Source organism: Bacteroidota bacterium (assembly GCA_040388375.1).
Taxonomy (GTDB): Bacteria; Bacteroidota; Bacteroidia; order UKL13-3; family UKL13-3; genus JAAFJM01.
In genome coordinates this window covers 435,937-462,871 of the sequence record JAZKBU010000007.1, presented here as the reverse complement: position 1 = coordinate 462,871, position 26,935 = coordinate 435,937, and the positions used below count along the sequence as shown (strand labels likewise).

General features: G+C 35.6%; 23 protein-coding genes. 1 reads left to right on the top strand and 22 read right to left on the bottom strand.

All coding sequences use genetic code 11. The annotated features are described in order from the left end of the window. Window positions 1-957: an L-threonylcarbamoyladenylate synthase gene (locus V4538_13670; GenBank protein MES2382090.1), complete on the top strand. Its 957-nt coding sequence runs from the start codon at window positions 1-3 to the stop codon at window positions 955-957. Between the two features lie 36 nt (window positions 958-993). Here the strand turns inward: V4538_13670 and pfkA are convergent, their stop codons facing one another. The 22 genes from pfkA to V4538_13560 form a co-directional block, all read right to left on the bottom strand. Next, entirely contained in the window at window positions 994-1,971 is a 978-nt protein-coding gene (gene pfkA, locus V4538_13665) for a 6-phosphofructokinase (GenBank protein ID MES2382089.1), read from the bottom strand. A 104-nt stretch (window positions 1,972-2,075) separates the two neighbouring features. Beyond that, a complete protein-coding gene (locus tag V4538_13660) occupies window positions 2,076-3,068 on the bottom strand; it encodes a hypothetical protein (GenBank protein ID MES2382088.1) in 993 nt (330 codons plus the stop codon). A gap of 85 nt (window positions 3,069-3,153) precedes the next feature. Then, the gene (locus V4538_13655; GenBank protein MES2382087.1) at window positions 3,154-3,471 is read right to left on the bottom strand and encodes a DUF3276 family protein; all 318 of its coding nucleotides are present in this window, start codon (window positions 3,469-3,471) and stop codon (window positions 3,154-3,156) included. A gap of 96 nt (window positions 3,472-3,567) precedes the next feature. Then, window positions 3,568-5,340 carry an ABC transporter ATP-binding protein gene (locus V4538_13650; GenBank protein ID MES2382086.1) on the bottom strand — a complete coding sequence of 591 codons (1,773 nt, stop codon included), beginning with the start codon at window positions 5,338-5,340 and terminating at the stop codon, window positions 3,568-3,570. Window position 5,341: 1 nt separating this feature from the next. Continuing rightward, window positions 5,342-6,106 (bottom strand): ElyC/SanA/YdcF family protein, encoded by a 765-nt coding sequence (locus tag V4538_13645; protein MES2382085.1) that lies wholly within the window; start codon window positions 6,104-6,106, stop codon window positions 5,342-5,344. A gap of 9 nt (window positions 6,107-6,115) precedes the next feature. Continuing rightward, window positions 6,116-6,868: a glycosyltransferase family 2 protein gene (locus V4538_13640; protein MES2382084.1), complete on the bottom strand. Its 753-nt coding sequence runs from the start codon at window positions 6,866-6,868 to the stop codon at window positions 6,116-6,118. Window positions 6,869-6,935: 67 nt separating this feature from the next. Continuing rightward, complete coding sequence (locus tag V4538_13635; protein MES2382083.1) at window positions 6,936-8,633, bottom strand: hypothetical protein; 1,698 nt, start codon at window positions 8,631-8,633, stop codon at window positions 6,936-6,938. Between the two features lie 412 nt (window positions 8,634-9,045). Next, entirely contained in the window at window positions 9,046-9,564 is a 519-nt protein-coding gene (xrtF, locus tag V4538_13630) for an exosortase family protein XrtF (GenBank protein ID MES2382082.1), read from the bottom strand. A 6-nt stretch (window positions 9,565-9,570) separates the two neighbouring features. Continuing rightward, window positions 9,571-10,713: a DegT/DnrJ/EryC1/StrS family aminotransferase gene (locus tag V4538_13625; GenBank protein ID MES2382081.1), complete on the bottom strand. Its 1,143-nt coding sequence runs from the start codon at window positions 10,711-10,713 to the stop codon at window positions 9,571-9,573. Next, entirely contained in the window at window positions 10,713-11,288 is a 576-nt protein-coding gene (locus V4538_13620) for an acyltransferase (GenBank protein MES2382080.1), read from the bottom strand. The genes V4538_13625 and V4538_13620 overlap by 1 nt, the downstream gene beginning before the upstream one ends. A 95-nt stretch (window positions 11,289-11,383) precedes the next feature. After that, window positions 11,384-12,718: a DEAD/DEAH box helicase gene (locus V4538_13615; GenBank protein MES2382079.1), complete on the bottom strand. Its 1,335-nt coding sequence runs from the start codon at window positions 12,716-12,718 to the stop codon at window positions 11,384-11,386. A 113-nt stretch (window positions 12,719-12,831) separates the two neighbouring features. Next, window positions 12,832-13,842 (bottom strand): Gfo/Idh/MocA family oxidoreductase, encoded by a 1,011-nt coding sequence (locus tag V4538_13610; protein MES2382078.1) that lies wholly within the window; start codon window positions 13,840-13,842, stop codon window positions 12,832-12,834. 136 nt (window positions 13,843-13,978) lie between these two features. Then, complete coding sequence (locus V4538_13605) at window positions 13,979-15,106, bottom strand: aminotransferase class I/II-fold pyridoxal phosphate-dependent enzyme (GenBank protein MES2382077.1); 1,128 nt, start codon at window positions 15,104-15,106, stop codon at window positions 13,979-13,981. Between the two features lie 41 nt (window positions 15,107-15,147). After that, window positions 15,148-15,804 (bottom strand): HAD family hydrolase, encoded by a 657-nt coding sequence (locus tag V4538_13600; GenBank protein ID MES2382076.1) that lies wholly within the window; start codon window positions 15,802-15,804, stop codon window positions 15,148-15,150. Next, window positions 15,788-16,756, bottom strand: coding sequence for an ATP-grasp domain-containing protein (locus V4538_13595; GenBank protein ID MES2382075.1), 969 nt, complete (start codon window positions 16,754-16,756; stop codon window positions 15,788-15,790). Before V4538_13595 ends, V4538_13600 begins: the two co-directional genes overlap by 17 nt. Continuing rightward, complete coding sequence (locus V4538_13590) at window positions 16,753-17,358, bottom strand: sugar transferase (GenBank protein MES2382074.1); 606 nt, start codon at window positions 17,356-17,358, stop codon at window positions 16,753-16,755. Before V4538_13590 ends, V4538_13595 begins: the two co-directional genes overlap by 4 nt. Beyond that, on the bottom strand, window positions 17,358-18,599 hold the full coding sequence (locus V4538_13585) for a glycosyltransferase family 4 protein (protein MES2382073.1): 1,242 nt from the start codon (window positions 18,597-18,599) through the stop codon (window positions 17,358-17,360). Before V4538_13585 ends, V4538_13590 begins: the two co-directional genes overlap by 1 nt. Window positions 18,600-18,619: 20 nt before the next feature. Beyond that, window positions 18,620-20,500, bottom strand: coding sequence for an alginate lyase family protein (locus V4538_13580; GenBank protein MES2382072.1), 1,881 nt, complete (start codon window positions 20,498-20,500; stop codon window positions 18,620-18,622). Between the two features lie 14 nt (window positions 20,501-20,514). Further along, window positions 20,515-21,606 carry a UDP-N-acetylglucosamine 2-epimerase (non-hydrolyzing) gene (wecB, locus tag V4538_13575; protein MES2382071.1) on the bottom strand — a complete coding sequence of 364 codons (1,092 nt, stop codon included), beginning with the start codon at window positions 21,604-21,606 and terminating at the stop codon, window positions 20,515-20,517. Window positions 21,607-21,623: 17 nt separating this feature from the next. Continuing rightward, on the bottom strand, window positions 21,624-23,753 hold the full coding sequence (locus V4538_13570) for a bi-domain-containing oxidoreductase (protein ID MES2382070.1): 2,130 nt from the start codon (window positions 23,751-23,753) through the stop codon (window positions 21,624-21,626). Window positions 23,754-23,857: 104 nt separating this feature from the next. Then, window positions 23,858-25,768, bottom strand: coding sequence for an asparagine synthase (glutamine-hydrolyzing) (asnB, locus tag V4538_13565; protein MES2382069.1), 1,911 nt, complete (start codon window positions 25,766-25,768; stop codon window positions 23,858-23,860). Between the two features lie 3 nt (window positions 25,769-25,771). After that, window positions 25,772-26,920: a glycosyltransferase family 4 protein gene (locus V4538_13560; protein ID MES2382068.1), complete on the bottom strand. Its 1,149-nt coding sequence runs from the start codon at window positions 26,918-26,920 to the stop codon at window positions 25,772-25,774. Between the last annotated feature and the right edge of the window lie 15 nt (window positions 26,921-26,935).

The following is a 26,935-nucleotide window of genomic DNA, read 5'->3' as shown; positions in this document are numbered from 1 at the left end:
TTGCAAATAGGAACTGATATAGCATTTGCGGCTGAACTGCTTACTGATAATAAGTTAGTAGCCATACCCACTGAAACCGTATATGGTTTGGCAGCAAATGCTTTTAATACTTCTGCAGTATTAAATATTTATAAAACAAAAAACAGGCCTCAGTTTAACCCGCTTATTATTCATAGTAACTCATTGTTGCGTTTTGAAAACTGGGGTTTAACCATTCCTGCTGAGGCAAAAAAACTAAGTACTCATTTTTGGCCAGGTCCGTTAACATTGGTTGTAAAGGCTAATGAGTATATACCTGATGTGGTAACTGCAGGTACCGGAGCGGTTGCTATCAGGGTACCTAATCATCCATTAACATTACAGTTATTAGCATTACTTGATTTTCCTTTGGCTGCACCAAGTGCCAACCCAAGCGGATTTGTGAGCCCAACGAGTGCTTTGCATGTGGCAAAGAATCTGGGTAATAAAATAGATTATATTTTAGATGGGGGTAATTGTACTGTTGGTTTGGAATCGACCATTGTATCGTTTTTGGAAGAGGAGCCAATGGTATTGCGCTTTGGCGGATTGGCTATTGAAGAGATTGAAGCTGTTTTGGGTAAAAAAATAGCTGTAGCTAATAAGGATAATAAGGTTGTAGCCCCGGGTATGCTTACCAAACATTATGCTCCTAATCATAAACTGTTAGTGGTTGATGATTTACAGCAAGCGTATCTTGCTTATAATAAAAACAGGGTGGGTATTATTTCTTTCTCTTCTTTTATTGGTGATGTGCCTGCTGCGCACCAATTTGTATTATCGGAAAACAATAATTTAGAAGAGGCAGCCAGTAATTTGTTTGCGGCTATGCAACAAATAGATGAGTTGGATTTGGATATTATATTGGCTGAAAGATTCCCTAATAAAGGACTTGGCTTTGCTATCAACGATAGGTTAAAACGGGCAAGTATTCAATAATTTAATACTTACCCATTTTAATAATGGGGTATGCTGTTAGCAATTAAATATATCAATTAATTTTAGTAATCCCGGATTAAGTGGTTTTGTTTTATGGATTGCATCGTAAAAACTGGTAAATGAAATTTGGTTATGAACGAGTCCAACCATTTCGTTTTTATGCCCGTGCATAAGGGCTTCAACTGCTGCATTTCCTAAACGCGATGCCAATACTCTGTCGTAAGCGGATGGTGAACCACCTCGCTGAATATGCCCTAAAATAACTACGCGTGGATCGAAATCAGCAATTTGTTGTTTTACTTTTTCAACCATTGCCATGGCTCCGCCTTCTTCGTTTCCTTCGGCTACTATGGCTATGGTAAACGATTTTTTACTTTTACTTTGTAGTTTAAAAAAGTCAATCATTTCTGTTTGGCTTTCTTTTACTTCGGGTAGTAACACTATTTCAGCTCCTCCGGCAATGCCTGAAGCCAATGCTATAAAACCGGCTTCTCTGCCCATTACTTCCACAAAAAAAACTCTTCCGTGCGATTCGGCAGTATCCCTTATTTTATCAATTGCATCTACCGCGGTGTTGATAGCTGTATCGAAACCAATAGTAAAATCGGTTCCGTATAAATCGTTGTCAATAGTTCCCGGTGCACCAACGGAAGGAATTTTGTATTCGTTGTAAAATATTTCGGCTCCTGTAAATGTACCATTACCGCCAATACAAACTATACCTTCTATGCCGTGGACTTTTAAATTTTCGTAGGCTTTTTTACGGCCTTCTGCGGTCATAAATTCTTGACTTCTTGAAGTTTTTAAAATGGTTCCGCCTCGTTGAATAATGTTTCCAACTGAACGTGATGTAAGTGGAACAAAGTTATCGCCACCTTCTATCATACCTTGGTATCCTCGCATTATTCCTACTACTTCTATATTGTGAAATATGGCCGTTCTTACAACAGCTCTAACGCAAGCATTCATTCCTGGGGAGTCGCCTCCGGATGTAAATACAGCAATTTTTTTCATGATTTCTTTGTTATTATGGAGTGTAAATGTAATTACTATAATGTATAAAATAAAAAAACCGCTCCAGTTTTGAAGCGGTTTTTATTAAATAATTTGTTCAGATGTTATTTAAACCATTTTGTTTCAAAGGTAATTTGACCTGTAGTACCGGCACTTACCTGTATTACAGCTAATAAACCACGTTTTCCATCAACAGTTTTAATACCTATTACTTGACCAATAGCTAAATTAACTATTCTATCTGTAGTTGCTGAAGTAAAGTCAATTCCTTTGATAGTTTCTTCTACGTTAAAATCAGGAGCTTCAAATTGTGATTGTGACAATGTAGTTACTTTTAATAAAGTACCTTTTGCTAATCCTGTAGGCCAGTTTGAAATTTCAGTTTCCCATCCGCTGTTACTCGCAAATGCGTAGCTTGGGGCATAAATAGCATGACTAATACCACCAGCTGAATTATAAAAATATAAAATATCTATTTTATCAGCATTGAAACGAGCTCTGGTTGCTGAATCTGCAGTACTAGGAACGTCTGGAGCTGTGGCAACACCTGCTTTAAATAATTTAACTGTTTTAGACTGTGAACCATCAAATCCAAAGAATCTGTTTAAGTTGGTTGTATTGGCAGGAACTCCTAATAAGAATTGTCCTGAACTGTATAAACCAATAATTTGACCCGTAACTGTTTTTGAAGCTGTTTTACCTTTATCGTCTGTTATTATAATAGTATAAACGATATTATCGGTGATATTTCCGGTTGTATTTATAATGATATCATTGAAGTTTCTTGTAATTGCACCATCACCTAAACTTGTGCTAGATGAATCGCCATAAACTATTTTTGGAAGACCTGTTGCTACTACACGGCTAATAACAATACCTTTAATTTTAGCACCTGTTGCCGGAGTAGCTGTAATTCCAATTTTAATTGTATCGTTAAAACGTACAGAAACCGGAGCTGTTGGTGTAATTGTTAATGTTGGATCGCCAACTGTTCCTGTTGTAGTGGCAGTAGTTGCTGAATCGCCATCTTTTGAGCATGAAGCAAATAAGCTTCCAGCTATTACTAGCATTGCTATTGATTTAAATAGATTTTTCATGTTTATTTATATTGTTTTATTATTTTTTGCGTGAATAGATTACAAATAAAGTGCATAAAGCTGTTTTTATCAAGTAATATTTTTATTAAGCTTCTTGTCCTTCTGAACCTGATTTATAATCTTCTCTTGTAAATTCGTCAAAGTTGTACTCAGGCATTAAGTCTGATTTTACATAATCTACTGTTTCAACAAGGGCTTCTGTAAATTTATTAAAATCTTCTTTGTATAAGAATATTTTATGTTTTACAAAAGTACCGTCTTCCATTCTTTTTTTACTTTCAGTAATGGTTATAAAGTAGTCGTTAGCTTTTGTAGATTTAACATCAAAAAAATAGGTTCTTTTTCCAGCCCTTATTTTTTTAGAATAAATTTCCTGATTATCTTTTTTTTCAAAATCGTCCATAAGTCTTTTCCGTAATTAAACTTTCGCAAAATAGCCACCAAAGCCATGTTTACAAAATATTTTGTACACACTTTGTACTCATTTTAACACATGGCATTAATTAAAAACATTTTCGTTGGTTATTTGCTTGGCGTATAGTTCCGCATATCTACCTTTTAGTTGTAATAATTCGCTGTGATTGCCTTGTTCAATTAGTTCACCTTCATCGAAAAACAGTATGTGACCGGCATTTTTAACGCTTGAAACACGTTGACTGATAATGATGATGGTTTTGTTTTGTTCTTGCCTGTATATATTATCTAATATTTCGGTTTCGGTTTTGGTATCGAGTGCGCTTAAACTATCATCGAAAATAAGCAGGGGAGCATTTTTAATTAACGCACGTGCAATGGCTGTTCGTTGTTTCTGGCCACCTGAAAGGGTTACCCCGCGTTCGCCAATAACGGTATCAAACTGGTTAGGCATGCGTAATATGTTTTCTGTGAGGGCTGCATTATCGCTTGCCTTTGTTATTTTGGCTTCGCTTATCTCGCTTTTATTGATACCAAATGCTATGTTGTTTTTAATGCTATCGCTAAATAGAAAAACATCTTGTGGTACGTATGCTATTTGGGTTCTGAAAGCATCTATATTTATTTGGTTTATATTTTTACCATCTATTAATATTTCACCGCTTTGCACTTCTATCATACGCAGTAGCAACTGGGTTATGGTTGTTTTACCACTTCCAGTACTACCTAAAATACCAAAGGTTTGTCCTTTTTGTATTTGAAACGAAACGTTATTGATGGCTTTGTTTGTTTTATTGTTATAGGTAAAACTTACGTTTTTAAATGCTATTTGTTGGTTGAATTCAAATGGAATATTGCTATTGTTTTTAATGGCAGGTTCTGTATTTAGAAACTCATTTATTCTTGCTTGTGATGCAGATGCTCTTTGCACCAGCGAACTAACCCAACCCAGTGAGGTTACCGGCCATGTAAGCATATTTACATACAGTATAAACTCAGGGATAATACCAATTTGTTCTTTTCCTTGTGCTACTAAAATACCTCCTATAAAAATAACAATCAAATTACTTAATCCTGTCAGGAAAAACAAAGCGGGAAAAAACAAAGCATCCACTTTGGCCATGGAGAGTTGTTTGCTTTTGTATTCGTTTGATTCGTTTATGAGTTCTTGTTCAAATTGTTTTTCTATTCCAAATGATTTAATTACTCTGATACCTGAAAATGTTTGCTGTACAAAACTGGTTAAATCGCTTAGTTTGGCTTGTATGGCATCGCTTCTTTTTTCTATTAAATTGTTTACATAGAATATGGTAATGGATAAAATTGGTAACGGAATTAATGTGTACCAGGTTAACGGCACATTGGTTTTAAACATGGCATAAATGGTAATGGCACAGGTTATAATTAAATTGACTGTGTACATTACAGCCGGCCCAATATACATACGCACTCTGCCTACATCTTCACTAATCCTGTTCATTAAATCGCCTGTTTGGTTCTGGCGATAAAACTCCATGTCAAGGGTTTGGTATTTTTCGTAAATTTCATTTTTTAAATCGTATTCAATATGCCTGCTCATTACTACTAATGTTTGGCGCATGAAATACATAAACACGCCTCTTAAAACGGAGAAGCCTAATATGAGTATTGAAAATTTGAATAGCTCGTTGTAAAGTGCTTCGTGGTTGTTTTGTTTGTTTGCCTGCTCTAAAGCTTGTGCCACTAAATTGGTTGCTTCTCTAACGTATTTTGCCGGTAATATTTGAAAAATACTTGCAATGGTAACACTGGCTATACCTGCCAGTAAATGCCATTTATATTTAACAAAGTATTTATTTAATGTTTTTAACTCTTTCAACTTAGTCTAATAATTTATAGGCTGCAATACCAATATATTCATGAAATGCCATTTCGAATTGTTTGATGGAATTGCTATTGGGTAAATCGGGTATATAATGTATTTCTTTGGCTAAATAGTCGCAAGGCGCTGCAATGGCATTACAACCGGCTTGCTTAAACAAGTACATGGCACGTGGCATGTGCCAGGCTGTGGTAACTATAATTATGGGTTTGTTGCCAATTAGTTTAAATGTTTCATCGGCTTCTGAACGGGTATTGTGCGGGCGTTCACTTAGTATTTGCCAGCTTGTATCATTGCTAATGGTTTTGTACGCTAATTGGTAAATTTCGGCTTCACTTTCTTTGTTATCGTGGTCATTATTACCTCCTGAAAATATAAGGGTAGCGCTGGTATTTATTCTCTTTAAACGCATACCTTCTATTAAGCGGGCTAATGATGAACTATTTAACTGGCTTGTGGCTGGTATATTTTCTTCTTTGGAGTAACCGCCTCCTAATACTACAATGTATTGTGCTTCGTTTATTTTGTTTGAATCTGTTAAGCACTCATAATCGTTTTCCAAACTATTAATAAATATGGAACTGAGGGGCTGTGATGTTACGAGTAGAGTACTTATGAACAAGCCAATAAAAATATACTTAGGCCATTTGGTTGGTTTTCCTTTTATCAATAAATAAACGAACCAAATACTAACTAATGCTAATAGTGAAGTAGGGTAGATGAGTGTGGTAAATATTTTTTTGATGATAACCCTGGTAAGCATTATTACAATTTATTTTTGTTTGAAAAATTGCCCTATTTTTAAAAAGTATTTCATGTATATATTGAAATAGCTTGTTTGTAAGTTATTTATTTTACAAGCATTGTACACTTCGGGATTGATAACAAAAAAGCTGGTAAATATGGTGCTTGTGCTTTTACCCCCTTTGCGCATATAAACCATTAACAGTGGTAAATAATGGAAGGTAATTTTATGTTTCCAAATAAAACGAAGCATCAGTTCAAAGTCCCCGGCTATTTTATAGTTAGTATTGTAATAGCCTAATTTTTGGAATAAACTTCTTTTGCAATAGAAGGAAGGGTGTGGTGGCATAAAGCCCCATTTAAAGCTGTTGGCTGTAAATTTTTCACCTGAATAATAACGTGAAATTTTATTGCTTGAATCAGCAAAAGCTATATCGCCAATGATAGAATTAATGTTTGGATGTGCATTGAACTGTTTGGCTATCTGGCTGATTATTGTTTCGTCAGCAAATCGATCATCGGCATTTAAAATACCTATTACATCACCAGTGGCTAGTTTAATGCCTTTGTTTAAACCCTCATAAAATCCGCTGTCGGGTTCTGAAACTATATGTGCAATTTTATCTTTGTACTGTTCTATAATATCAATAGTGCCATCAGTAGATTGTGCATCAATTATAATGTATTCAATGTTTTTATAGGATTGCGACAGCACCGATTGAATGGTTTGTTCAATGGTTTCTTTACTATTAAAAACAACTGTAATAATTGAAATTTTCAAAAACGAGTATATTTAAAAATGGATGGCTTTGGGCAAATATAGGTTTCTAATTCTTTTCTTTTCAGAATTAATTATTGGGTATGCTTACGTATTTAAAACCATCGGTAACGTTATTACTTCGTGGTTGTAAGGTGTAATTAAAGTTTGTTCTTATCATACGCTCGTACGATTCGGGTAAACAAGGCAAGGGGGCATCCCAACAGTATCTATTGTTATGGGTATAATAATATTGTTGCTTATCTATAACTAAAGTATCATACTGAAACGGGTATTGTGGCATTGGTTTTAACAGGTGTGCCATGCTTAGTTTTTCTATTTTCCCAATGTATTTACTGGTATCGTTTCCTCCTAAATCAAATCCGACCAGTGTTATTATAAGCATAATAGCAGTGGGGAATAGCAACCATTGTGGTTTTAATAAAGTAATTAATTGGGGTAGGTATTTGTTTATTATAAACTCACCAATCCAGGCTATATAAAAAAGCAGCATGGGTAATGCAAAACGGTATTGTGGAGCTATAATCAGCCAAATTAAGATACTTATTATATTAACAAAATGGAGTATTGATATAGGTTTGCTGTTATACTTTTTTATTTGTTGGAGAAGCAAAATGCCGCTGGTTAAAAGGGCAATCAGCAGGATTAAAATATTGATAAACCCTTTTATGCCTCCTCGACTTATGAGTGCTTTTATATAACTCCAATTGTTAATGTTGTTTACTTCGGCCACATCGTTGGGTTTAAATTTATCGGATATGGCCCATGTTTTTATTCCGTTTGAGTAGTAGCTGACTATTTCTTGCGGAGTTGTATAGTCGAGTTGGGTAATAGCTAACGGTTTGTATGGGTAAACGGGGTAACCTGTTTGGTATATATTTTTAGTAATGAGTAAGGATACAATAATAAAGGCGAAGAATAGGCTTAGAGCTATTTTTTTTAAACTGCTTTGTTGTATGCTATTGTAAAGGCAATACAAGCCAAGTATGATTAATGCGATGGCTGAAAATTTTATACTTAGGGCAAAAGCAGTTAGTATAAGGGTGATGGGTAGATATTGTTTATTGATTTTGTTGTAAAATAAATCGAAGGTTATGGCGCTAATTACAATAACTGCCCAGTCGGGGTTGGGTGCACTTAAAAAGGGTATACTTAAAATAAATATTACGGTTAGTTGTAGTAATGAAAATATTTTGTTGGTGTTTGTCTGATAGTTTTCAAGGATATAAAAAAGGTATATGAGCAGTATAAAACCATTTAAATCGTTTAAATGAATTTGGCTGCTAAATGAAAATACAGCTTGTAATATATGCCACGATGAGCATAGGCCAAGTGTAACATGTAAATTTGATAAACCATGAACAAACCCATATTTGTTAAGCCACATGCCTGTTTGGATGTAGTACAAACCGTCATCGTTTATTTTGGAATAACCGCTTGAGTAAGCTGCTAAACAAATAGCTGCTGTTATTATAATACTCCAGCTGGTGGTATTGTTTATAGTGCTTAATTGTGCTTTACACTCGCTGATAATGTTTTTAAAAAATACCAATCCAACGGATAAGGCTAGCAAAATAATAGCATATAAAAGGGTTTGGTTAATGGGAATAAAAAAGGCCGCACAACCACAAATAACGGATGTTAGGATTAAGCCGAACAGGGTTTGTAAGCCGAAACCTACCTGGAACTTGAGGGTATATTTAACAAGGTAACCGAGTAAATAATTAATTATAAATAACAGTAACCATGTTGCTAAAATAGTGAGCATAATTTGTTATTTTAATTGTTTGCTGAAATAATAAGCAAGTAATACCATTGCTATTAAAGGGCTATACAAAAGTGGATTTAAAACTTTATGGAAGTTTATGAGTAGTTGATTGTTTGAAAAACAAAAAGCTAAATCGATAATAAATAAGAATGCTACAATACTTGCTGTAAGCAAGGTTTGCTTTTTGTTAAAACGATAATTATAAAGTTGAATGGCGATGTATATGCAGTAGGCATTTAGGAGTAAACGTAAAATTTTATTGAGTATAAAACTTATGGGGTTTGCACAGACAGGGTTGTAGGTATAGTAACTACAGCTATTCCAGTTTAGTGTTATAAAATTTACATTTTGTAATGCAAAGTTCAGTATGAATAAACCAATAAGCCATGCCATGGAAGTTTTAACACTCATGTTAGTTTTCTTTTAGCTCTTTGTCAACAAAAAATTTAATCCATATAACCATTAACCCAAATGCAACTAAATATAAAATAGCAGGGAAAATGTAAACATGGAAAAATGAAAAGAAGTTTGGGTAATGTACTTTGATTAATACGAGCCAGTAAATTCGTAGCTGGTTCATGATATATACAAGGCTTAATGCAATGGGTATAAATAGCAGGTAGTTTTTTATTTTACTGGTATAGGCTATACAAAAACTGAGTAGTGTAATTACAATGGCAATAGCATTACAGCCCTCAGTTATATTTATAATTTTTTGTTGTTTATAGGAGAGCACATAACCAATTTGGTAGTGGCTGGGTACATAACTAAAGTCGTTGAAAATAGCGCAAAGGGAAGTGGTAGTATAATGTGTAAATAAATCAACTTGTGGGTTGTAAGCCCATAATATTAATTGATAAAGCCCATTAAGCAGTAAATAGCTTATTACAAAAATGACTATAAACTTAATGGCTTTATTGTTTTTAAACATGATTGCTTATTTGTGTTTATTGATAGCCGCTAATACTTCTTTTGCAATATAGGTGGCTGTTTCTTGTGTCATTTCGGTATGCATGGGTAACGACAAAACGGTTTCTGTTAATTTTTCTGCTACTGGAAAATCGCCTGCTTGGTAGCCTAAGTCACTAAATGCTTTTTGCTGGTATACGGTGTGCGGATAATAAACAGCGCTGGCAATATTGTTCTCTGTTAAGTGTTTTTTGATGCTATCTCTATTTACACCTTCTAGTTGAATGGTGTATTGGTTAAATACGTGTGTTGAGTTTTGGTCACGTTTGGGTATAATAATATGTTCGTTTCCGCTTAACAATTCATCGTACCAGTTGGCTACCTGATTGCGTGCCTGAGCGTATGTGTTTAAATGTGGAAGCTTGGCTAATAATACTGCTGCCTGTATACTATCTAAACGGGAGTTAACGCCTATTATATCATGTACATATTGTTTTTCTTGTCCATGATTGCATATCATCCTGATTTGCCTGGCTAGTTTTTCATCGTTGGTAAACAAGGCGCCTCCATCTCCATAACAACCTAAGTTTTTTGACGGGAAAAATGAAGTGGTGCCAATTACACCAATACCTCCTGCACTTGTTTGTTGCGTATTGTTTTCTAATATATAACCAGCACCTATGGCTTGTGCAGTATCTTCAATTACATATATATTGTGTTTGTTTGCAATAGCTATAATCTGGTTCATGTTGGCGCACTGGCCAAATAAGTGAACGGGTACTATTGCTTTTGTTTTGTTTGTTATTTTCGATTCGATTAGTTGCGGGTCTATACAAAAGTAGTTGGCTTCTACATCAATCAATATGGGTTTTAAACCCAATAATGCTATTACTTCGGCTGTGGCTATGTAAGTAAAGCAAGGAATTATTACTTCATCGCCTGGTTGTAACTGAAGCGCCATTAAGGCTATTTGTAAAGCATCGGTACCATTGGCACAGGCTATTACTTGTTTTATATTAAGGTATTGTGACAGTTGGTTTTCAAACTCTTTTACTTTTGGCCCTTTAATGAATGTACTTGATTCTATTACTTCATTGATACCGTTATTGATTTCGGTTTTAATTTTTTCATACTGACCTTTGAGGTCAACCATTGGAATAGTAACGCTCATTATTTTACTCTTGTTACGCTATTATTTGCTAATATGTATTCTTGTTGTGTTTCGGTACAAATGGCTTTGCCTGCTGTATCAAATTGTAAGTTATGGCCATATTCACTTACCCAGCCTATTTGTTTGGCTGGGTTACCAACCATTAAAGCATAAGCGGGTACTGATTTTGTAATAACTGCCCCTGCTCCAATTAAAGCATATTCGCCTATGGTATTTCCACAAATAATGGTAGCATTAGCTCCAATGCTTGCTCCTTTTTTTACCAAAGTTTTGGTGTAATTATTTTGCCTGTTAACATGGCTCCTTGGGTTAATTACATTGGTAAACACCATGGATGGGCCTAAAAAAACATCGTCTTCGCATTCCACACCGGCATATACGGAAACATTGTTTTGTATTTTTACCTGTTCGCCTAGTTTAACGTGGTTGGCTATAAATACGTTTTGCCCAATATTGCATTTAGCACCAATAACAGCGCCTGACATGATATGACTGAAATGCCAGATTTTAACATCATTTCCTATTTCGCAAGGTTCATCAATAACTGCGCTTTGATGGGCAAAAAAGTTTGTCATTATTCTGATAAATTTAATGGATAACGAGTTAAATCTATTTATAGTCTAAATGAAAATAAAGTATTACTGCTTACAATAATACTTTATTTAAAAAATTAGTTTGCTTTTGGTTGCGGCTTTGGCTTATTGAAATTCCGGTTGAAATTTTTCTTAGGTGCTGCACTGGTTTTTGACTGTACCGGTTTTGCTTGGTGTTTTGCACCGGCATTTTCTTTTTTAGGGGCATTGCCTTGTCTTCTGTCGCCACCGCGTCCACCACGTTGATTGTCTTTGGTTGATGGTGGGTTATGATCCATTAACGGATAAGGATGTTCGTCAATTACAGGAATTGTTTTACCTATTAATTTCTGAATATCTCTCAGGTATTCTTTTTCTTCTGCATCGCAAAATGAAATAGCTATACCGCTTGCACCTGCACGACCTGTACGCCCAATTCTATGCACGTATGTTTCGGCTATATTAGGTAGTTCAAAATTAATTACATGTGAAAGGTGATCCACATCAATACCTCTTGCTGCTATATCGGTAGCTAAAAGTACGCGTGTGTGTCCTGCTTTAAAATTGGTTAATGCGCGTTGGCGTGCATTCTGCGATTTATTGCCATGTATGGCTTCAGCTTTCACATTTATTTTAGCCAGTTCTTTTACTACTTTATCTGCACCATGTTTGGTACGTGTAAATACCAATACGCTTTTTATAGCAGGGTCTTTGAGTAAAAGGGCTAACAAATTTTTCTTGTTTCCTCTATCAATAAAGTAAACTGATTGTTCAATTTTTTCGGCTGTTGATGAAACGGGTGTTACTTCAACTTTTGAAGGGTTTACTAAAATGGTATTGGCTAATTTTTGAATTTCAGGTGGCATGGTTGCCGAAAAAAACAGGGTTTGTTTTTTAGGTGGCAATTTGGGTAATATTTTTTTAATATCGTTAATAAAACCCATGTCCAACATACGGTCGGCTTCATCTAAAACAAACATTTTGATGTTGTTTAAATGAACATATTTCTGGTTCATTAAGTCGAGTAAACGACCCGGTGTAGCTACTAATATATCAACACCTCTTTTCAGAGCTTCTGTTTGACTGTGTTGTGAAACGCCTCCAAAAATAACCAGGTTTTTTAAGCCACAATATTTTCCATAAGCGTTAAAACTTTCTTCTATTTGTATAGCCAGTTCACGGGTAGGGGTTAAAATTAAAGCTTTTATAGCCCTTTGTCCTTTTTGTTCGGTTTGTTCCTGGTTAAGTATTTGTAATATGGGTATGGCAAATGCTGCCGTTTTTCCTGTTCCTGTTTGTGCGCAACCTAATAGGTCTTTTCGTTGTAATACGATAGGTATTGATTGTTCTTGAATAGGTGTTGGAGTTGTATAACCTTCATCGTTTAACGCTTTTAAAATAGGCTCGATAAGGTTTAGATCTTTAAATGACATGTGTTAAGTTTATAAAATAATAATTTGCGGAAGATAGCTTATATAAAGCATTAATCTAGGTTTTACTATATGTTCCGCTTATTGTGGGTTGTTTTGTGTTGTTGCTTTACGGGTTAATTATGCAAAGCTTTATAAATATGCTCAATGGTTTCTACCACTTTTAAACCTTCGGTAGCGGTAGTTTTTATATTGGCTTTGCCCTGTAAAACTTCTATTACGTTTTGTATTACATACTCGTGGTTGGCAGCACTGCCTTTGTACGAACCGTAATCGTTAGCCGGGTTGGTTTTTGGTAATTGGGGCATTTGGTAATCTTTTATGTTGCAAACCAATACTTCATCCATGTATTGTCCGCCAATTTTTACGGAACCGTTTTGCCCTATTATGGTTATGCTGCTTTCGAGGTTTTTATTGAAAACACTGGTGCTATAGTTAATGCTTCCTGTTCCGCCATTGTTTATTTCAAACTGAATAAAGCCGCTGTCTTCAAACTCTATACTATTTTGGTGGTTGAAATTGTATTGTTTTCCAGTAATGTTTTTTATTTCGCCAAATAACCAATACATGGTATCAACAAAATGACTAAACTGTGTGAAGAGGGTTCCACCATCTAATTCTTTTTTTCCTTTCCAGTTTGATTGGGCATAGTATTTTTCATCGCGGTTCCAGTAACAATTAATTTGTACATGGTAAATATCACCAAGCAGGTTTTGATTGATAACTTCTTTTAACCAAGCTGAGGGTGGGGAATATCTGTTCTGCATAACACAAAAAACCATTTTGTTGTTGGCTGCAGCGGTATCAATAACTTGCTGACACTCCTGACTTGAAAGCCCCATTGGTTTTTCAATAACTACATGCCAGTTGTTTTGTAAAGCTTGTATGGCTTGTTGGCAATGCAGGTAATTGGGTGTTGCTATACAAACTATGTCAACAGGTATATTGGCATTTATTAATTGGTCAAGTGTATTGAATGTTGGTACCTGATAGGTGTTGGAATCTATGTTTAAATGAGTATCGACAATTGCCACTAACTCTGCTTCTGTGTGTCTTAGTATCATATCGGCATGTCGCTTACCTATATGCCCGAAGCCTAGTATGGCAAATTTTATTTTTGTATTCATGTAAGGGTTTACAAACGCATTATCCTGTTTATTTATTTGAAATGAATGAATAAACGCGTATGGAAAGTTTTATATGTTTAAAATAAAAGTCCCGAAACAGTTCTTATTTCGGGACTTCTGAATGCTTGTTGGTTAGTTAAAATAAAGATTTTATAATGGTTACTACTCGTTTTAAATCATCGGTTGTCAGGTTGGAACCGGAAGGCAAGCAAAGTCCTTTTTCAAATAAAAGGGCTGAAGTTCCATCTCCATAAAAAGGATATTGCTCAAAAATGGGTTGCAAATGCATTGGTTTCCACAATGGTCTTGCTTCTATGTTTTCTTTTTCTAAAGCTAACCTGATGGTTTCGCGGGTTATGTTTTTGCTGTTAGAGTTTACTAAAATACAGCTTAACCAACGGTTACTATATGCGCCTGTTGGTGCTTCGTGAAATTGTATAGCTTCAATAGTGGCTAACTCGTTTTTATAATAATCAAAATTGGCTCTGCGGTGGTTTACTCTATCTTGTAAAACGGTCATTTGTCCACGGCCTATACCTGCACAAACATTGCTCATGCGGTAGTTATAACCTATTTGTGAGTGTTGGTAATGTGGTGCTGCATCGCGTGCTTGTGTGGCTAAAAAGCGCGCTTGTTTTATCCAGTCTTCGTTGTTGGCTATTAAGGCGCCTCCGCCTGAAGTGGTGATAATTTTATTGCCATTAAATGAAAGTACACCCAGTTGCCCGAATGTACCGCAAGGTTTTTCATTGAATGTTGAACCCAATGCCTCGGCTGCATCTTCAATAACCGGAATAGTAAACTCATTGGCTATGGCTATTATTTCATTCATTTTGGCGGGCATACCATATAAATGAACTGGTATAATGGCTTTTGGTTTTTTGCCTTTTGCTATGCTGCCTTCAATGGCTAAGCGCAATTGTTTCGGGCACATGTTCCATGTGTCGGTTTCTGAATCTACAAATACTGGTGTAGCACCTTGGTACATAATCGGGTTGGCCGATGCTGAAAAGGTAAAGCTTTGACAAATTACTTCATCGCCTGCTTTTACGCCTAATATAATTAAAGCTAAATGTATGGCTGATGTTCCTGAACTCAATGCAGCAGCATGTTTTGTTTGGGTAAACTCAACTAGGTCTTTTTCAAATCCGTCAACGTTTGGTCCCAATGGTGCAATCCAGTTGGTATCAAAAGCTTCTTTTACGAATTCAAATTCTTTACCACACATGTGGGGCGATGAAAGCCATATTTTATCGTTTGTCATGTAGTTAGTTTTTATAAGAGGTCTTGTTGTTAAACCTATTGCTATAGGCTTTGCAACAGGTCTTTAAAGTTTTTAATTAGTATGGTTTCTTTTGGCAAAAGGCTTAGGTCTTGCTTGTGTATGTTGTTACCATTGTCAAGCAAACATATCATCTGCCAGTTTAGTTCCCGGGGTGCAATAAAATCTTTCTTTGTATTATCTGCAATATAGGTAAAGGTTTTATCGGGATATTTTTTTGCAAAGTATAAAAAGTTATTCTTATCGGGTTTCTCACTGCCAAATTCTTCTGAAATAATAATATCGGTGAAGAACTCAGTTATTTGAAGTGATTGTAATTTGTTACGTTGTGTGATGCTTCTGCCATCGGTAATTAAACCCATGGGTATTTCTTGTTTAATGAGCCACTGCATAAAATCAAATGCATCGGCATGTATTTTTATTTGTGGTGTATGAAAGCGGTATAAATCGAGTAGTTGGCTTAAAGTAAGTGTGGTTGGGTATTTTTCTATTAAGTGGCTAAATGGATTTAATCCTTGGTTATACCAGTTCAGTAAATCGGTGTAAATATTGTTTTCAATAGCCGGGTTAATGGTATTTGCTATATGCCTGTAGGCTGATTTCAGATAATCAATTTCATTGTAAAGGGTATCATCTAAATCGAAAACAACAAAACTGTTTTTATTAAAAACGGGCATCATGTATTATTATCTCATCATCGTAACGCAACATCAGTAAATTTTCTTCCCAGTCGTTGGTGTAGGAAAGGGTTTCGTTAAGCAGGTATTCTTTTATAATAAACAACGGATAGTTTGCTCCGGCTTTATAACTTAAGGGGTAACCTCCACCAAAACGGGGGTTTATTTCTATGCCTATTTTATTTTCGTTTTCTTTATGCCTGAACAATTGTAATGTTAAACAACCTACTGCTGTATCTATATGGTTCAGCTTTTCTTTCAGGTAATCTACTATGTCGTTTTTTAAAGTAATGCCTTTGCTAATTTCTCCTCCGCGTATTTCTATGCGTTTTCTGGGTACAATACATTTTACGTTATGGTCGGTTCCGTAATACATATCTACGGTAAACTCATCGTATTGTTTTTTGTCAACGTATTCCATAAACATCAGCTTTGGATTGCTTAAATGGTAATTGGTCAACTCTTCTTTGGTGTTTATTAAAAATATATCGGCACTTAAACTGCCATCGTATGGTTTAATAAAGAGGGGAAAGCTGGGGTTATTTTTATCAATGGGCTTGGGAATGCTTATACCTCTTTCTTCAAAAAAGGTATTGATCAATCTTTTATCGCGACAGGCTTTGGTAAAGCTTAAACCTGAAACTACGGGTGTAATTCCCTTTTCTATAAACAGCTCTTTGTTTTCAGCCAGCAATACTAATTCGGTATCAATAGTGGGTACTATAACACCTATGTTAAAGGCTATACATTTGGCTAATAAATCGTCAATATATTCAGGGTCTTTAATAGCTTTAACCTGTATATATGCATCGGCTTGTTGGCAGGCTGATGACAGAGTAGGGTTCATGTCTGATGCGTATACTTTTGCATTTTTATCGAGCGCATGTAATTCTGCCTGGAAACTTTTTACCAAGTTTACTCTCCTGCCTGCAGCACTAATTAGTATATTTTTCATTCTGTACCTTTAAAAAAGGGCATGGTGGCATGTCCTTCCTGGTTAATGTCTTTTGATCTTAAAATATTTAAAACGGTAAGCCAGATTATTTTTATATCTAACAAAAAATTAAGGTGCTGTACGTACCATACATCCAGATTAAATTTTTGTTCCCAGCTAATATTGTTTCGTCCGTTTACCTGTGCCCAGCCTGTAATACCGGGTTTTACCAAATGGCGTTTCTTTTGTTCTACACTATATAACGGCAGGTACTGAACGAGTAAAGGGCGAGGGCCTATTAAACTCATATCGCCTTTTAATACATTAATCATTTGTGGTATTTCATCGAGCGAAGTTTTGCGTACCAGCTTACCTATCCATGTTAAACGTTCTGCATCTGATAGCAGGTTGCCTTCTTTGTCTTTTTTATCGTTCATGGTTTTAAACTTGATCAGTTTAAAAACGTGTTCGTTTTTGCCTGGCCTTGCCTGTACAAAAAATGGTTTCCGGTCATTTACTATCCATAATATAATGGTTACGGGTATGGTAACAGGGCTAGAACAAATAAGCACCAACAAGGCTACTACAGCATCAAAAACGGGTTTTATGACTGAGCGATAAATCATATTATTTTTTTAATTTCTTCCAGGTATTTATTGGCTAAATGTGTCCTATCAAAATGATTAAGCGCAAATTGGTATCCGCTTTCTCCTTGTTGTTGTAACAGGTCGCGGTTGTTTAAATATATTTTTATTTTATCTGCAAAGTCTTGTGCATTTTCTGGCTCTACGTAAATGCCTCCGTTGGCTTCTTCTACTAACTCGCGCGAAACACCATCTATGGCCATTAATATGGGCTTTTTACAGCTCATGTAGTCGAATGTTTTGTTGGAGTATACGGTTTTAAAGGTATCTACTTTTTTAAGTATAGAGGTTCCCATGTCTGATGCTAAAATGTATTTGAATACTTCTTTTTTAGGAACTGCATCTATAAATTGTATGTTGGTGAGTTGACGCTTGGCCACTTCTTCTTTCAACCATGCTTTTTGCATGCCTTCTCCAATCATTAAAAACAATACGGGTGTATCTTTTAATAACTCGGCTGTTTCTATGGCATGTATTAAATGGTTGGCTACACCATGTGCACCTACGTAAGTAATTACAAATTTATCTTCGCCAATGCTTTTTTCTGCCCTGAATAATTTAGTATCAAAAGTAGCGAGTAGTTCTTGCGAAAGACTAAAGTCGGCTGCATTGGGAATGAATATAATTTTCTCGGTGCTTACTTTTTTCTTTTCTATCAGCGTTGTTCTGAAGGCTGGAGTTAATACATTAATCAATTTGGCTTTTTTGTATATAAATGCTTCAAAAGCATAAGCCATTTTAATAATAAACCCGTTGGTTACTACGCCTGTATCTATAGCTGATTCGGGCCATAAATCACGTATTTCAAAAACAAATGGAATGCGTTTAATTTTTGATAAAATATAAGCGGTAATACCCACAAATAAAGGGGGCGATGTTACTATGATAATGTCGTATTTATCTTTGGCATAAAAGGTTCCTGCCCATGTGCTGCTGAATACAAATGAAAAGTAAGCCCATAGCCTGCCTAAAAAATTTACGTTGTAAGCTTCGGAAACATGGCTCCTGATAACCCTGATATTAGGTTCGAAATTTTTTTCATCGAAAAAATACTTGCCTTTATACTTCTCGTTTTTTTTGCCTGATGCATAATGCACCATACCGCCTAATACGGTTATTTCATGGCCTTGCTCGGCCCACATACGGCTCATTTCGTTCCAGCGCGAACCGCCACTATCACTTTTTTCTAAGTAGTATTGATGTATAAGTAAAATTTTCATTAATGGGTATTTCGAACTATTTAAATTTTATGGATAACCGTGGTTATTTTGGTTCCATTGCTTGTAAATATAATTTGTTTGCTAGGTTCTTTGATGCCGTATAAGCCGGAATAAAAACCATCTTGGTAAATGGGTTCAATGGGTTGGTTATTGCTATCGTAAGCTTTAATACTATAGTTGTTAAAAAAGCTTTCTGATGGATTCCATATTTGTTTAATAGGGTATTCTGTATGGTGTTTAAGTATATCTTCTACTTCCCATTTCAACTCGTTTTTAAACTTGCGTACTTTTCTTTGATGGGTAATGCCTTTTTCTATGTATTCAAATGCTTTGATAGTGCCATCAAATTCAAAAGCTTCGGTTGTTTCATTAAGTGTTGCTGCAACAGCTTGCGACCAGTTAAACCAAATAAAACGGGAGCCTTTACGCATTTGGTCAAATCCATTTAGCATGACTGTGTTGTGTGATGCCGTTCCGAAAAAGTAACGTATTTCTTCTTCGCTGGTATTGTATTTATAGGAACCTGCATCGCGTAATATATTTTCGCCATCTACCCATATATCTAAATGTAAGTTATCGGCTTGCGATGGCCTGTCTTTGTGGTTACCACAACGAATAAAACTTAGGGTGTTTGCTTCGTTTATAATATAGTAACCGCCTTTTTTAAACTGACTTAATTGTTGTCTGGCTTGTTTTTGAGCAATGACTTTATTGTTTATACCATACCAGTTTTTATCTTCAAAGGTGTCGTATGGCCAGTTTAAGTTTAGCAACAGGCTTAATGCTTCTAACTGCGGTCTGTAATCTCTGTAATGCTGGTTGCTGAATTTAAAGAATAAAGCTCCATCGTTTGCGCCATAGTTTGGTAGTTGTCCATTTTCCTTTTGCATGCAAGTGGTTAAAAAATGTACGCTTGCTTTAGCCCGTTGGTAAAAGGTATCTGAAAAAGGGGTATCGTTTAGTTTGTTGAGCTGAATAGCCCAGCTGAGTAATTGAATAACTACGCGGTGGTAATTACTCGAAAATTGTAAGAAGGTTCCATCCTCGTAAATCTGATAGGCTATTTCCTGCTCTAAAAATTGTTTACCTTTTGTTTTCCATTGTTTGGCTTCCGGAAAATAGGGCATGAGTAAACCTATTAAATACATGCCTAAGGTTTCTGTAATAGCATGGTTATTTCTAACGGCTATCCTTGAAAAGTTAATATTGTTATTGATGTGTTTTGCCTGCCAGTATATAGCATGCATAATAGATTGAAAACGTGCTTCGGTTAAAGCTGCTGAGTTTTTATAATAGTGTAATGCGAATAGCCAGTTAAAAACACGCAACGATGTTTCCTGACTGCATTTGTAATTAGGTCCTTGGTTAACGGGGTTGGCTTTAATCCACGATTCTATTTCACTGAATACAAATTCTGATTGGTCTGTATCAAAATGATAGTCGTAACGAATGATGGTATTTAAATAGGTAAAGCGCGACTTTTCCCAAACGTATTTAATATCGCCTGCTTGTTTGGAGTAATCGTTAATGTATAACCAATGGATTGTATTGCTATATTTAAAACCAGTATCAGGGTTTGTTAACCAATCGTAGTCTTTGCCTAAATGATATTCCTGCGCACTGAAAAACTTTAAAGTACCATCAAGTATTTTTAAAGCTTCTTCCTGTAATTGATTATTTCTGTCTTTGGTAAAGGTTAGTGTTTCCTTCGATTCAAAAAAGAATTTTTGATTTAACTGTTTCCAATCTGCTAAGCTGATGAATTGTTTTGGTGCCGGATTGGTAGGATATTTATATTTTAATAATCCTAACTTTTTCATTACTTCAAACCCAAGCCTGAAGCTTACATAACGTAAGCCCATGTTTTGAATTATTTGTACGAATTGTTTTAGCTTATTCATTTTTGGAATCTATCTTAAGCGTATACTTCAAGTAGTTTTGCTACTATTCGCTGGCTTGTTTTTCCATCCCATAAATCGGGAATACCGCCTTTTTTCCAATTGCCACTGAATAACTTTTGCAGTGCCGGTTTTACAGCCTGTGGGTTGGTGCCTATTAACTCGTTGGTACCAACGGTAATGGTTTCAGGTCTTTCTGTATTATCGCGTAATGTAATACAAGGTACACCCATTACGGTTGTTTCCTCGGTAATGCCTCCGCTATCTGTTATCACTGCTTTGGCATTTTTCACCAAATAGTTAAATGATAAATAACCCAATGGATCTATCATGTGCAGGTTATCGGCCTTAATACCTATGCTGTCAAGCATTTTTGCGGTACGCGGATGTACAGGAAAAATAATAGGTAAGCCATTTACATTATTAATAATTTCAAAAAGTAATGATTTTAATTTTTCTTCTTCGTCCACATTGGCCGGGCGGTGTAAGGTAATAACGAAATACGATTGTGGTTGTAATTGTAATTCATCAACAATACCCGGTTTTTTTAAACGGGGCATTTGTTTCAGCAATGTATCAATCATCGTATTGCCTACAAAGTGTATTTTATTATCAGCTTGTCCTGCATTCCTTAAATTGATATTGGCTTGCTCTGATGTGGTGAAAAAATGATCGGTAATGGCATCGGTTACCATCCTGTTTATTTCTTCGGGCATTGTTAAGTCGAACGAGCGTATGCCTGCCTCTACATGTATTACATCGGTATTTAATTTTTTAGCAACAATGGAACAAGCCATGGTTGAAGTAACATCACCTACTACTAAAATGGCATCAGCAGGATTATCTAATAGTTCTTGTTCGAACTTAACCATGATGGCTGCTGTTTGCTCGGCTTGTGTGCCGCCTCCGCAAGCTAAATTGGCATTGGGTTCAGGAATACCAAGCTCTGTGAAAAAATCATCCGACATTTTCTTGTCGTAATGCTGGCCGGTATGTACTAATCTATAAGTTATATTTTTGCCCGCTGCCTGTTCTGCTTTCATAGCATCTATAATGGGTGCTATTTTCATAAAGTTAGGACGAGCTCCTGCTATAATTGTAATTTTCATTGTGTAATTCTTATAGGTTATAAAAGAATAGTTTTTCCTGTTTTTAAGCTTTCAATGGCGGCTATACTTGCCTGACTTGTATTTACTATTTCATCAAAAGGAATTAAGGCATTGCCTCCATTTTTAATGGCTTGAATTAATAAATCAAACTGGTTTTTATGTCCTTTATCTTGTTTGCTTTTCATGCTTGAAAAACCCTTGAATCCAAATCCTTCCATGCGTCTGAAATTATCTAAAATAAGGGTTCTGCCTTGTGAGTATATTTCCACTCTTTCTTTTGAGTAGGCTTTATGGCCATTGGCAAAATAGTTGATTACGCCTTGTGAGCCATTTTCAAATTTTAAGGTAATAATAGCATTGTCTGTATTTTCAGCTACCTGATTACCCAATGCACTCATGGAAACACTTACTACTTTGCTTCCATTTAAATAGGTCATTAAATCAATAAAGTGACAAGCTTCGCCAATAATCCTTCCGCCACCTACCTGTAAATCGTTTACCCAAACTTCGGGTGGAATAAAACCTGCATTCATGGTAGCAACCATATTGATAGCATTATTGGCATTGCCCAACAATGCTTTTGCTTTTTGAATGAAAGGGGAGAAGCGTCTGTTGAAACCAACAGTGACGGTTGGTTTAGTATTTAACTGAGCATAAGTTGAAATAACTTGTTCTAATTGTTCATTGTTAATGGCCAATGGCTTTTCCACGAAAACGTGTTTGCCTGCATTTAAACAATCAATGGTCATGCTTGCATGCACATTATGGCGGGTAGTTATTAAAACCAAATCAACTTCGCTGTCATTTAATATTTGTTTGTAATCGGTGGTGGAGTTGCTAAAGCCATATTTTTTAGCCAATGCATTGCCTGAAACACCACTTTGACTCGCAATATATTTGTAAGCCGCACCTGTACCTTTCAGTGCAGGTAACATGGTCATTTTAGTAAAATTACCAGAACCTATAATACCAATAACGCCTTTGCTACCCGCAAAAGTGGCTTGATTTAACTGTACATTATTTTTGGGTTTTGCCTGTTGCTGAGGTGCATCGTAACTGATGATTGAAGCAATACTTGCACCTCCCATAGAACCATATATTTGCATATAGTCGTCTAGTTTTACTCTTTCGGTAATGAGTGGTTTTACATCAACTTTGCCTCTTGCTATAGCACCTAAAATGGTTTCAAAGTTTCTTTTTTCGGTCCATCTTACATAAGCCAAAGGATAGTCTATACCTCTGTTTTCGTAATCTTCATCGTATCTACCCGGTCCATATGAGCATGATACCTGAAAGCTTAATTCTTTTTTGAAAAAATCGGCTCTGTTTATATTTAATCCAATTACACCTACTAAAACAATGCGTCCGCGTTTACGGCTCATTTGTGCTGATTGGCTAATTACTTCATCACTTTTGGTTGATGCGGTAATAATAACTGCATCGGCACCTATTCCATTGGTAAGTCCTTCAACTGTTTTAACTACATCAATACCTTTTGATGCATTGAATGCTTTTACGCCTTTGCTTTGGGCTAAGGCTACTTTTTTATCGTCAAAATCAAAGCCTATTACTTCGCAGCCATTGGCTATTAATAATTCGGCAGTAATTAAACCAATTAATCCTAAACCAATAATAACTACGGTTTCACCAATGGTTGGGTTTACCAAACGGATGCCTTGTAAACCTATGGAACCGATTACGGTAAAAGCGGCTTCTTCATCGCTTACATTTTCAGGAATTAAAGCACACAAATTTTTAGGTACACACACAAACTCTGCATGGGCGCCATTGGAAACAACTCTATCGCCTACTTTAAATTCGCTTAGACCTTCGCCTACTTCAATAACAACTCCTGCATTGCAATAACCTAAAGGAAGCGGCTCATCAAGCTTATTAAAAACAGCTTCCAGTGTTGGTAATAATCCGTCCGATTTAATTTTATCCAATACCTGCTTCACTTTTTCGGGTTGTTGACGGGCTTTTGAAAGGAGGTTTGATTTACCAAATTCTACCAACATTTTTTCGGTACCCAATGAAACAAGGGTTTTGCTAGTTTGTATCAGTACATGGCCTTTTTTTACTAAAGGAGCGGGCACTTCTTCCAATATGGTATTTCCGTTTTTTAAATTTTGTATTATTTGTTTCATTAATAATAGTTATTAATCACGCAGGGTGATTGTGTAGATAGTTTATTGTAATTAAAATGACTTATTGTAAAAATGTATTGCAGGAATTGAATGGAGTTAATCCATTAAAATAACTTTTCCCCGTCTACAAATTGTTGCATCCAGCTTTCAATGGAGAGTAAGCTCCAAACTGTATAAGAGGCATCTATTCTACCATCTTTATTGTCTTTTATCAATTGCCAAACGGCTTCTTCGTTAAAAATACCACGAGCTTTTATTTTATTAGGCGATAATCTTTCTTTAATCATCTCGTCTAAGTCTTCTGTTATCCATTTCCTTACCGGTGCTCCAAAGCCTGATTTTGGGCGGTATATAATTTCATGGGGAAGGTATTTTTCAGCTACTTTTTTTAGAATATACTTAGTTGTTTGTCCCTTCAGTTTAAAGTGGTCGGGTATGGTTGTACTAAAGTTTACCAACTCTAAATCTAAAAAGGGTACACGTGCTTCAACACCAACAGCCATACTCATTTTGTCGGTATAGTTCAGGTTATGTCCCATTAAAAAGGTTTTCATTTCCCAATACAACATTTTGTTTAAGTCTGCTGTTTCGTTTGGAATGTTTCTTAACAGGTCAAATAATATTTGATTAGGTCTGTAGGTACTTAATTCTTTTTTTACTTTATCCGAATAAAGGCTTAAATTATTTTCGTAAGGCAGCCATGCAAAATAGCCTGCCATACGTTCTAATTTGCTTTTATCTGCATCATGCAAAAACTTTCTTAAACGCCTGTTAATAGGTTTTGATGCATCTAACCTTTTGCTAACATCTTTGGCTGTTGTTCGTAATGTGCTTGGTATATAGGTGAAAAGTTTTTCGTAATGTAAAGCCTGGTGTCTTCTATAACCCGAAAACAAATCATCGCCCGCGGTTCCGCCTAATAAAACTTTAATTCCTTTGCCTCTTGCTGCCTGGCAAATGTTTAATACATTAAGCGGGGCAGGGTCTGCTTGTGGCTCATCTAAGTGCCAAATCATTTTATCAAAGTCTTTTAAAATATCAACTTTAGCATCTACTATATGTAAGTTAAAGTTGAATTTATCGGCTAATAGTTTAGCATATAGTAAATCATTGGCAAAACCTTCTTCGGTTACCTTTCCCTCACCGGAGTCAATAGTAAAACAAGTCAGTGGCTTATCAGGATTAAGCTGTTGGGCAATAGCTGCTACTAAGCTTGAATCAAGTCCACCTGAAAGGAAAAAGCCAACCGGCACATCACTCATTAATTGCCTTTCAACAGCATCAAATAGTTTTTTCTCTAACTGAAAACTAAGCTCTTCCAAACTTGCTGAATTTACTTTTCCGGTAAATGGAATATCGTAGTATTGGTGTTGCTTGTAAGTATGAGTATTTAAATCGTATATTATGTAATGACCGGGTGCTACTTTTTGTATTTGCGAAAAGGGTGTTTTTTCTGCAGGACTATATAAATAATTTACATAGTCCATAATAGCAGTATGGTCAATACTTTTATTAAGTGTTGGATGTTTTATTAAGCTTTTTAGCTCTGACGAGAACAAAAAAGTATCTTTTTCGGCCATGTAATACAATGGCTTTACGCCAAACTGATCGCGGGCTATAAAGAGTTCATTTTTACTTTTTGAATAAATAGCAAAAGCAAAAATTCCGTTTAACTCATTGAGTATTTTAGGTCCGTATTCTATGTAAGCATACAAAAGTGTTTCTGTATCGCTTGTGCCTTTAAAGGTGTAGCCTTTTTCTGATAAACGTTCTCTTATAATACTGTGGTTATAAATTTCACCATTGTAAATTAATACATAATCATCATCGGCTGAAATCATGGGCTGATGCCCTAAAGGACTTAAATCAACAATAGAAAGACGTCTGTGACCCAATGAAATGCCATTGCCATTATAGCAACCATAATCGTCAGGGCCTCTATGCACAATGGAGCGAACCAAGTTGTCTATCAACTGATCTGATTCTTTACTAACTATTCCAACAATTCCGCACATATCTTAATAATCAAATAATTTTTTATAAGCGTTTACTTTTTCACTATCGTAAAAATAGTTTTGTGCCATTTGGTGTGCACCTGAAACAAACTGCTGATAGGTGTCATTATCCATTGCATTCAGTTCATCTAATTTACGAACAAAAAGGTTTTCATCATGAAGGGTTAAATCCCATCCGGCTTTTTGCTGTTCTAAATTACGCCAGATAGTTACATTGCTAATTAATGCCGGCCTATTGGCCATAAATGATTCTAATATGGAGTGCCCGAAGTTTTCGCCCCGTGTAGGTAAAAACATAACATGGTAGTTTTGTAAAACACCAAATACATTTTTTTGTGAAACCTCGCTTTTGTAAACTACTTTAATATGGGCAGGTAATTCAGCTATTAAGGTTTTGCATTCGCTCCAGTAAGCTTTATCGTCAACAATACCATATATATCAAGGGTAATATTTGTTTTGCAGTTTTTAAGTACTCTTAATGCAAAATCAATATTTTTCATGGCTGATATACGTGAAATAAACACCAGTTTTAACTCACCACTTTCTTTGGTGATGGGTTTGTATTGTATGGCCGAAAACTCTGAAATAGGCCTTAAATTAAGTGCTACGCGTACTTGTGAGTATTTAACCCGGGTAGCTTTTATAATGTCCCATCTTTCAAAATTAGAGGAAGCATGGAAAATAACTTTGTTGTATAAAAAGGAGTTGAACAGTTTTAGATAAATTTTTTTCTTCCAGTTTTTAATGGCCAATGCATTCTCTGAAAATTCACCTCTTGGAGCTAGTATAATTGGCTTTTCGGGTAGTATGCCTAACGATATGAGCAGCAATGGTAAAATAGTGTATGCTGCTGAAAAGAAACTATTAAAGTAATACACATCGTACTCTACTTTTTTAGCAGCTTTTAGTATTTGAATAGCATTGGTTGAGTAAAATACTTTTGCCCCTTTTACATCGCACCAATTAGCACTTTCAATGCCTTGTAGTTTCTCTTTAAAATCCTTGTCAGTACTACGGGTAAAAATCTCAAAATCATAATACATTCCTAATGTTTCCACCAAGCCTAATGAAGACCTTGCGGGCCCTCCTGATTTATAGGCAGGGAAGAAAAAATCGAAGAAAGCTAAAATTTTTGGTTTGGGTAAATTCACAATATGTTTTGTAAA

Bases quoted from the DNA above. Each gene is read 5' to 3' on its own strand.
- pfkA (MES2382089.1), bottom strand. From the start codon at position 1,971: ATGAAAAAAATTGCTGTATTTACATCCGGAGGCGACTCCCCAGGAATG.
- V4538_13660 (MES2382088.1), bottom strand. From the start codon at position 3,068: ATGAAAAATCTATTTAAATCAATAGCAATGCTAGTAATAGCTGGAAGC.
- V4538_13655 (MES2382087.1), bottom strand. From the start codon at position 3,471: ATGGACGATTTTGAAAAAAAAGATAATCAGGAAATTTATTCTAAAAAA.
- V4538_13645 (MES2382085.1), bottom strand. From the start codon at position 6,106: ATGCTTACCAGGGTTATCATCAAAAAAATATTTACCACACTCATCTAC.
- V4538_13635 (MES2382083.1), bottom strand. From the start codon at position 8,633: ATGCTCACTATTTTAGCAACATGGTTACTGTTATTTATAATTAATTAT.
- xrtF (MES2382082.1), bottom strand. From the start codon at position 9,564: ATGTTTAAAAACAATAAAGCCATTAAGTTTATAGTCATTTTTGTAATA.
- V4538_13625 (MES2382081.1), bottom strand. From the start codon at position 10,713: ATGAGCGTTACTATTCCAATGGTTGACCTCAAAGGTCAGTATGAAAAA.
- V4538_13620 (MES2382080.1), bottom strand. From the start codon at position 11,288: ATGACAAACTTTTTTGCCCATCAAAGCGCAGTTATTGATGAACCTTGC.
- V4538_13615 (MES2382079.1), bottom strand. From the start codon at position 12,718: ATGTCATTTAAAGATCTAAACCTTATCGAGCCTATTTTAAAAGCGTTA.
- V4538_13610 (MES2382078.1), bottom strand. From the start codon at position 13,842: ATGAATACAAAAATAAAATTTGCCATACTAGGCTTCGGGCATATAGGT.
- V4538_13605 (MES2382077.1), bottom strand. From the start codon at position 15,106: ATGACAAACGATAAAATATGGCTTTCATCGCCCCACATGTGTGGTAAA.
- V4538_13600 (MES2382076.1), bottom strand. From the start codon at position 15,804: ATGATGCCCGTTTTTAATAAAAACAGTTTTGTTGTTTTCGATTTAGAT.
- V4538_13595 (MES2382075.1), bottom strand. From the start codon at position 16,756: ATGAAAAATATACTAATTAGTGCTGCAGGCAGGAGAGTAAACTTGGTA.
- V4538_13585 (MES2382073.1), bottom strand. From the start codon at position 18,599: ATGAAAATTTTACTTATACATCAATACTACTTAGAAAAAAGTGATAGT.
- V4538_13580 (MES2382072.1), bottom strand. From the start codon at position 20,500: ATGAATAAGCTAAAACAATTCGTACAAATAATTCAAAACATGGGCTTA.
- wecB (MES2382071.1), bottom strand. From the start codon at position 21,606: ATGAAAATTACAATTATAGCAGGAGCTCGTCCTAACTTTATGAAAATA.
- V4538_13570 (MES2382070.1), bottom strand. From the start codon at position 23,753: ATGAAACAAATAATACAAAATTTAAAAAACGGAAATACCATATTGGAA.
- asnB (MES2382069.1), bottom strand. From the start codon at position 25,768: ATGTGCGGAATTGTTGGAATAGTTAGTAAAGAATCAGATCAGTTGATA.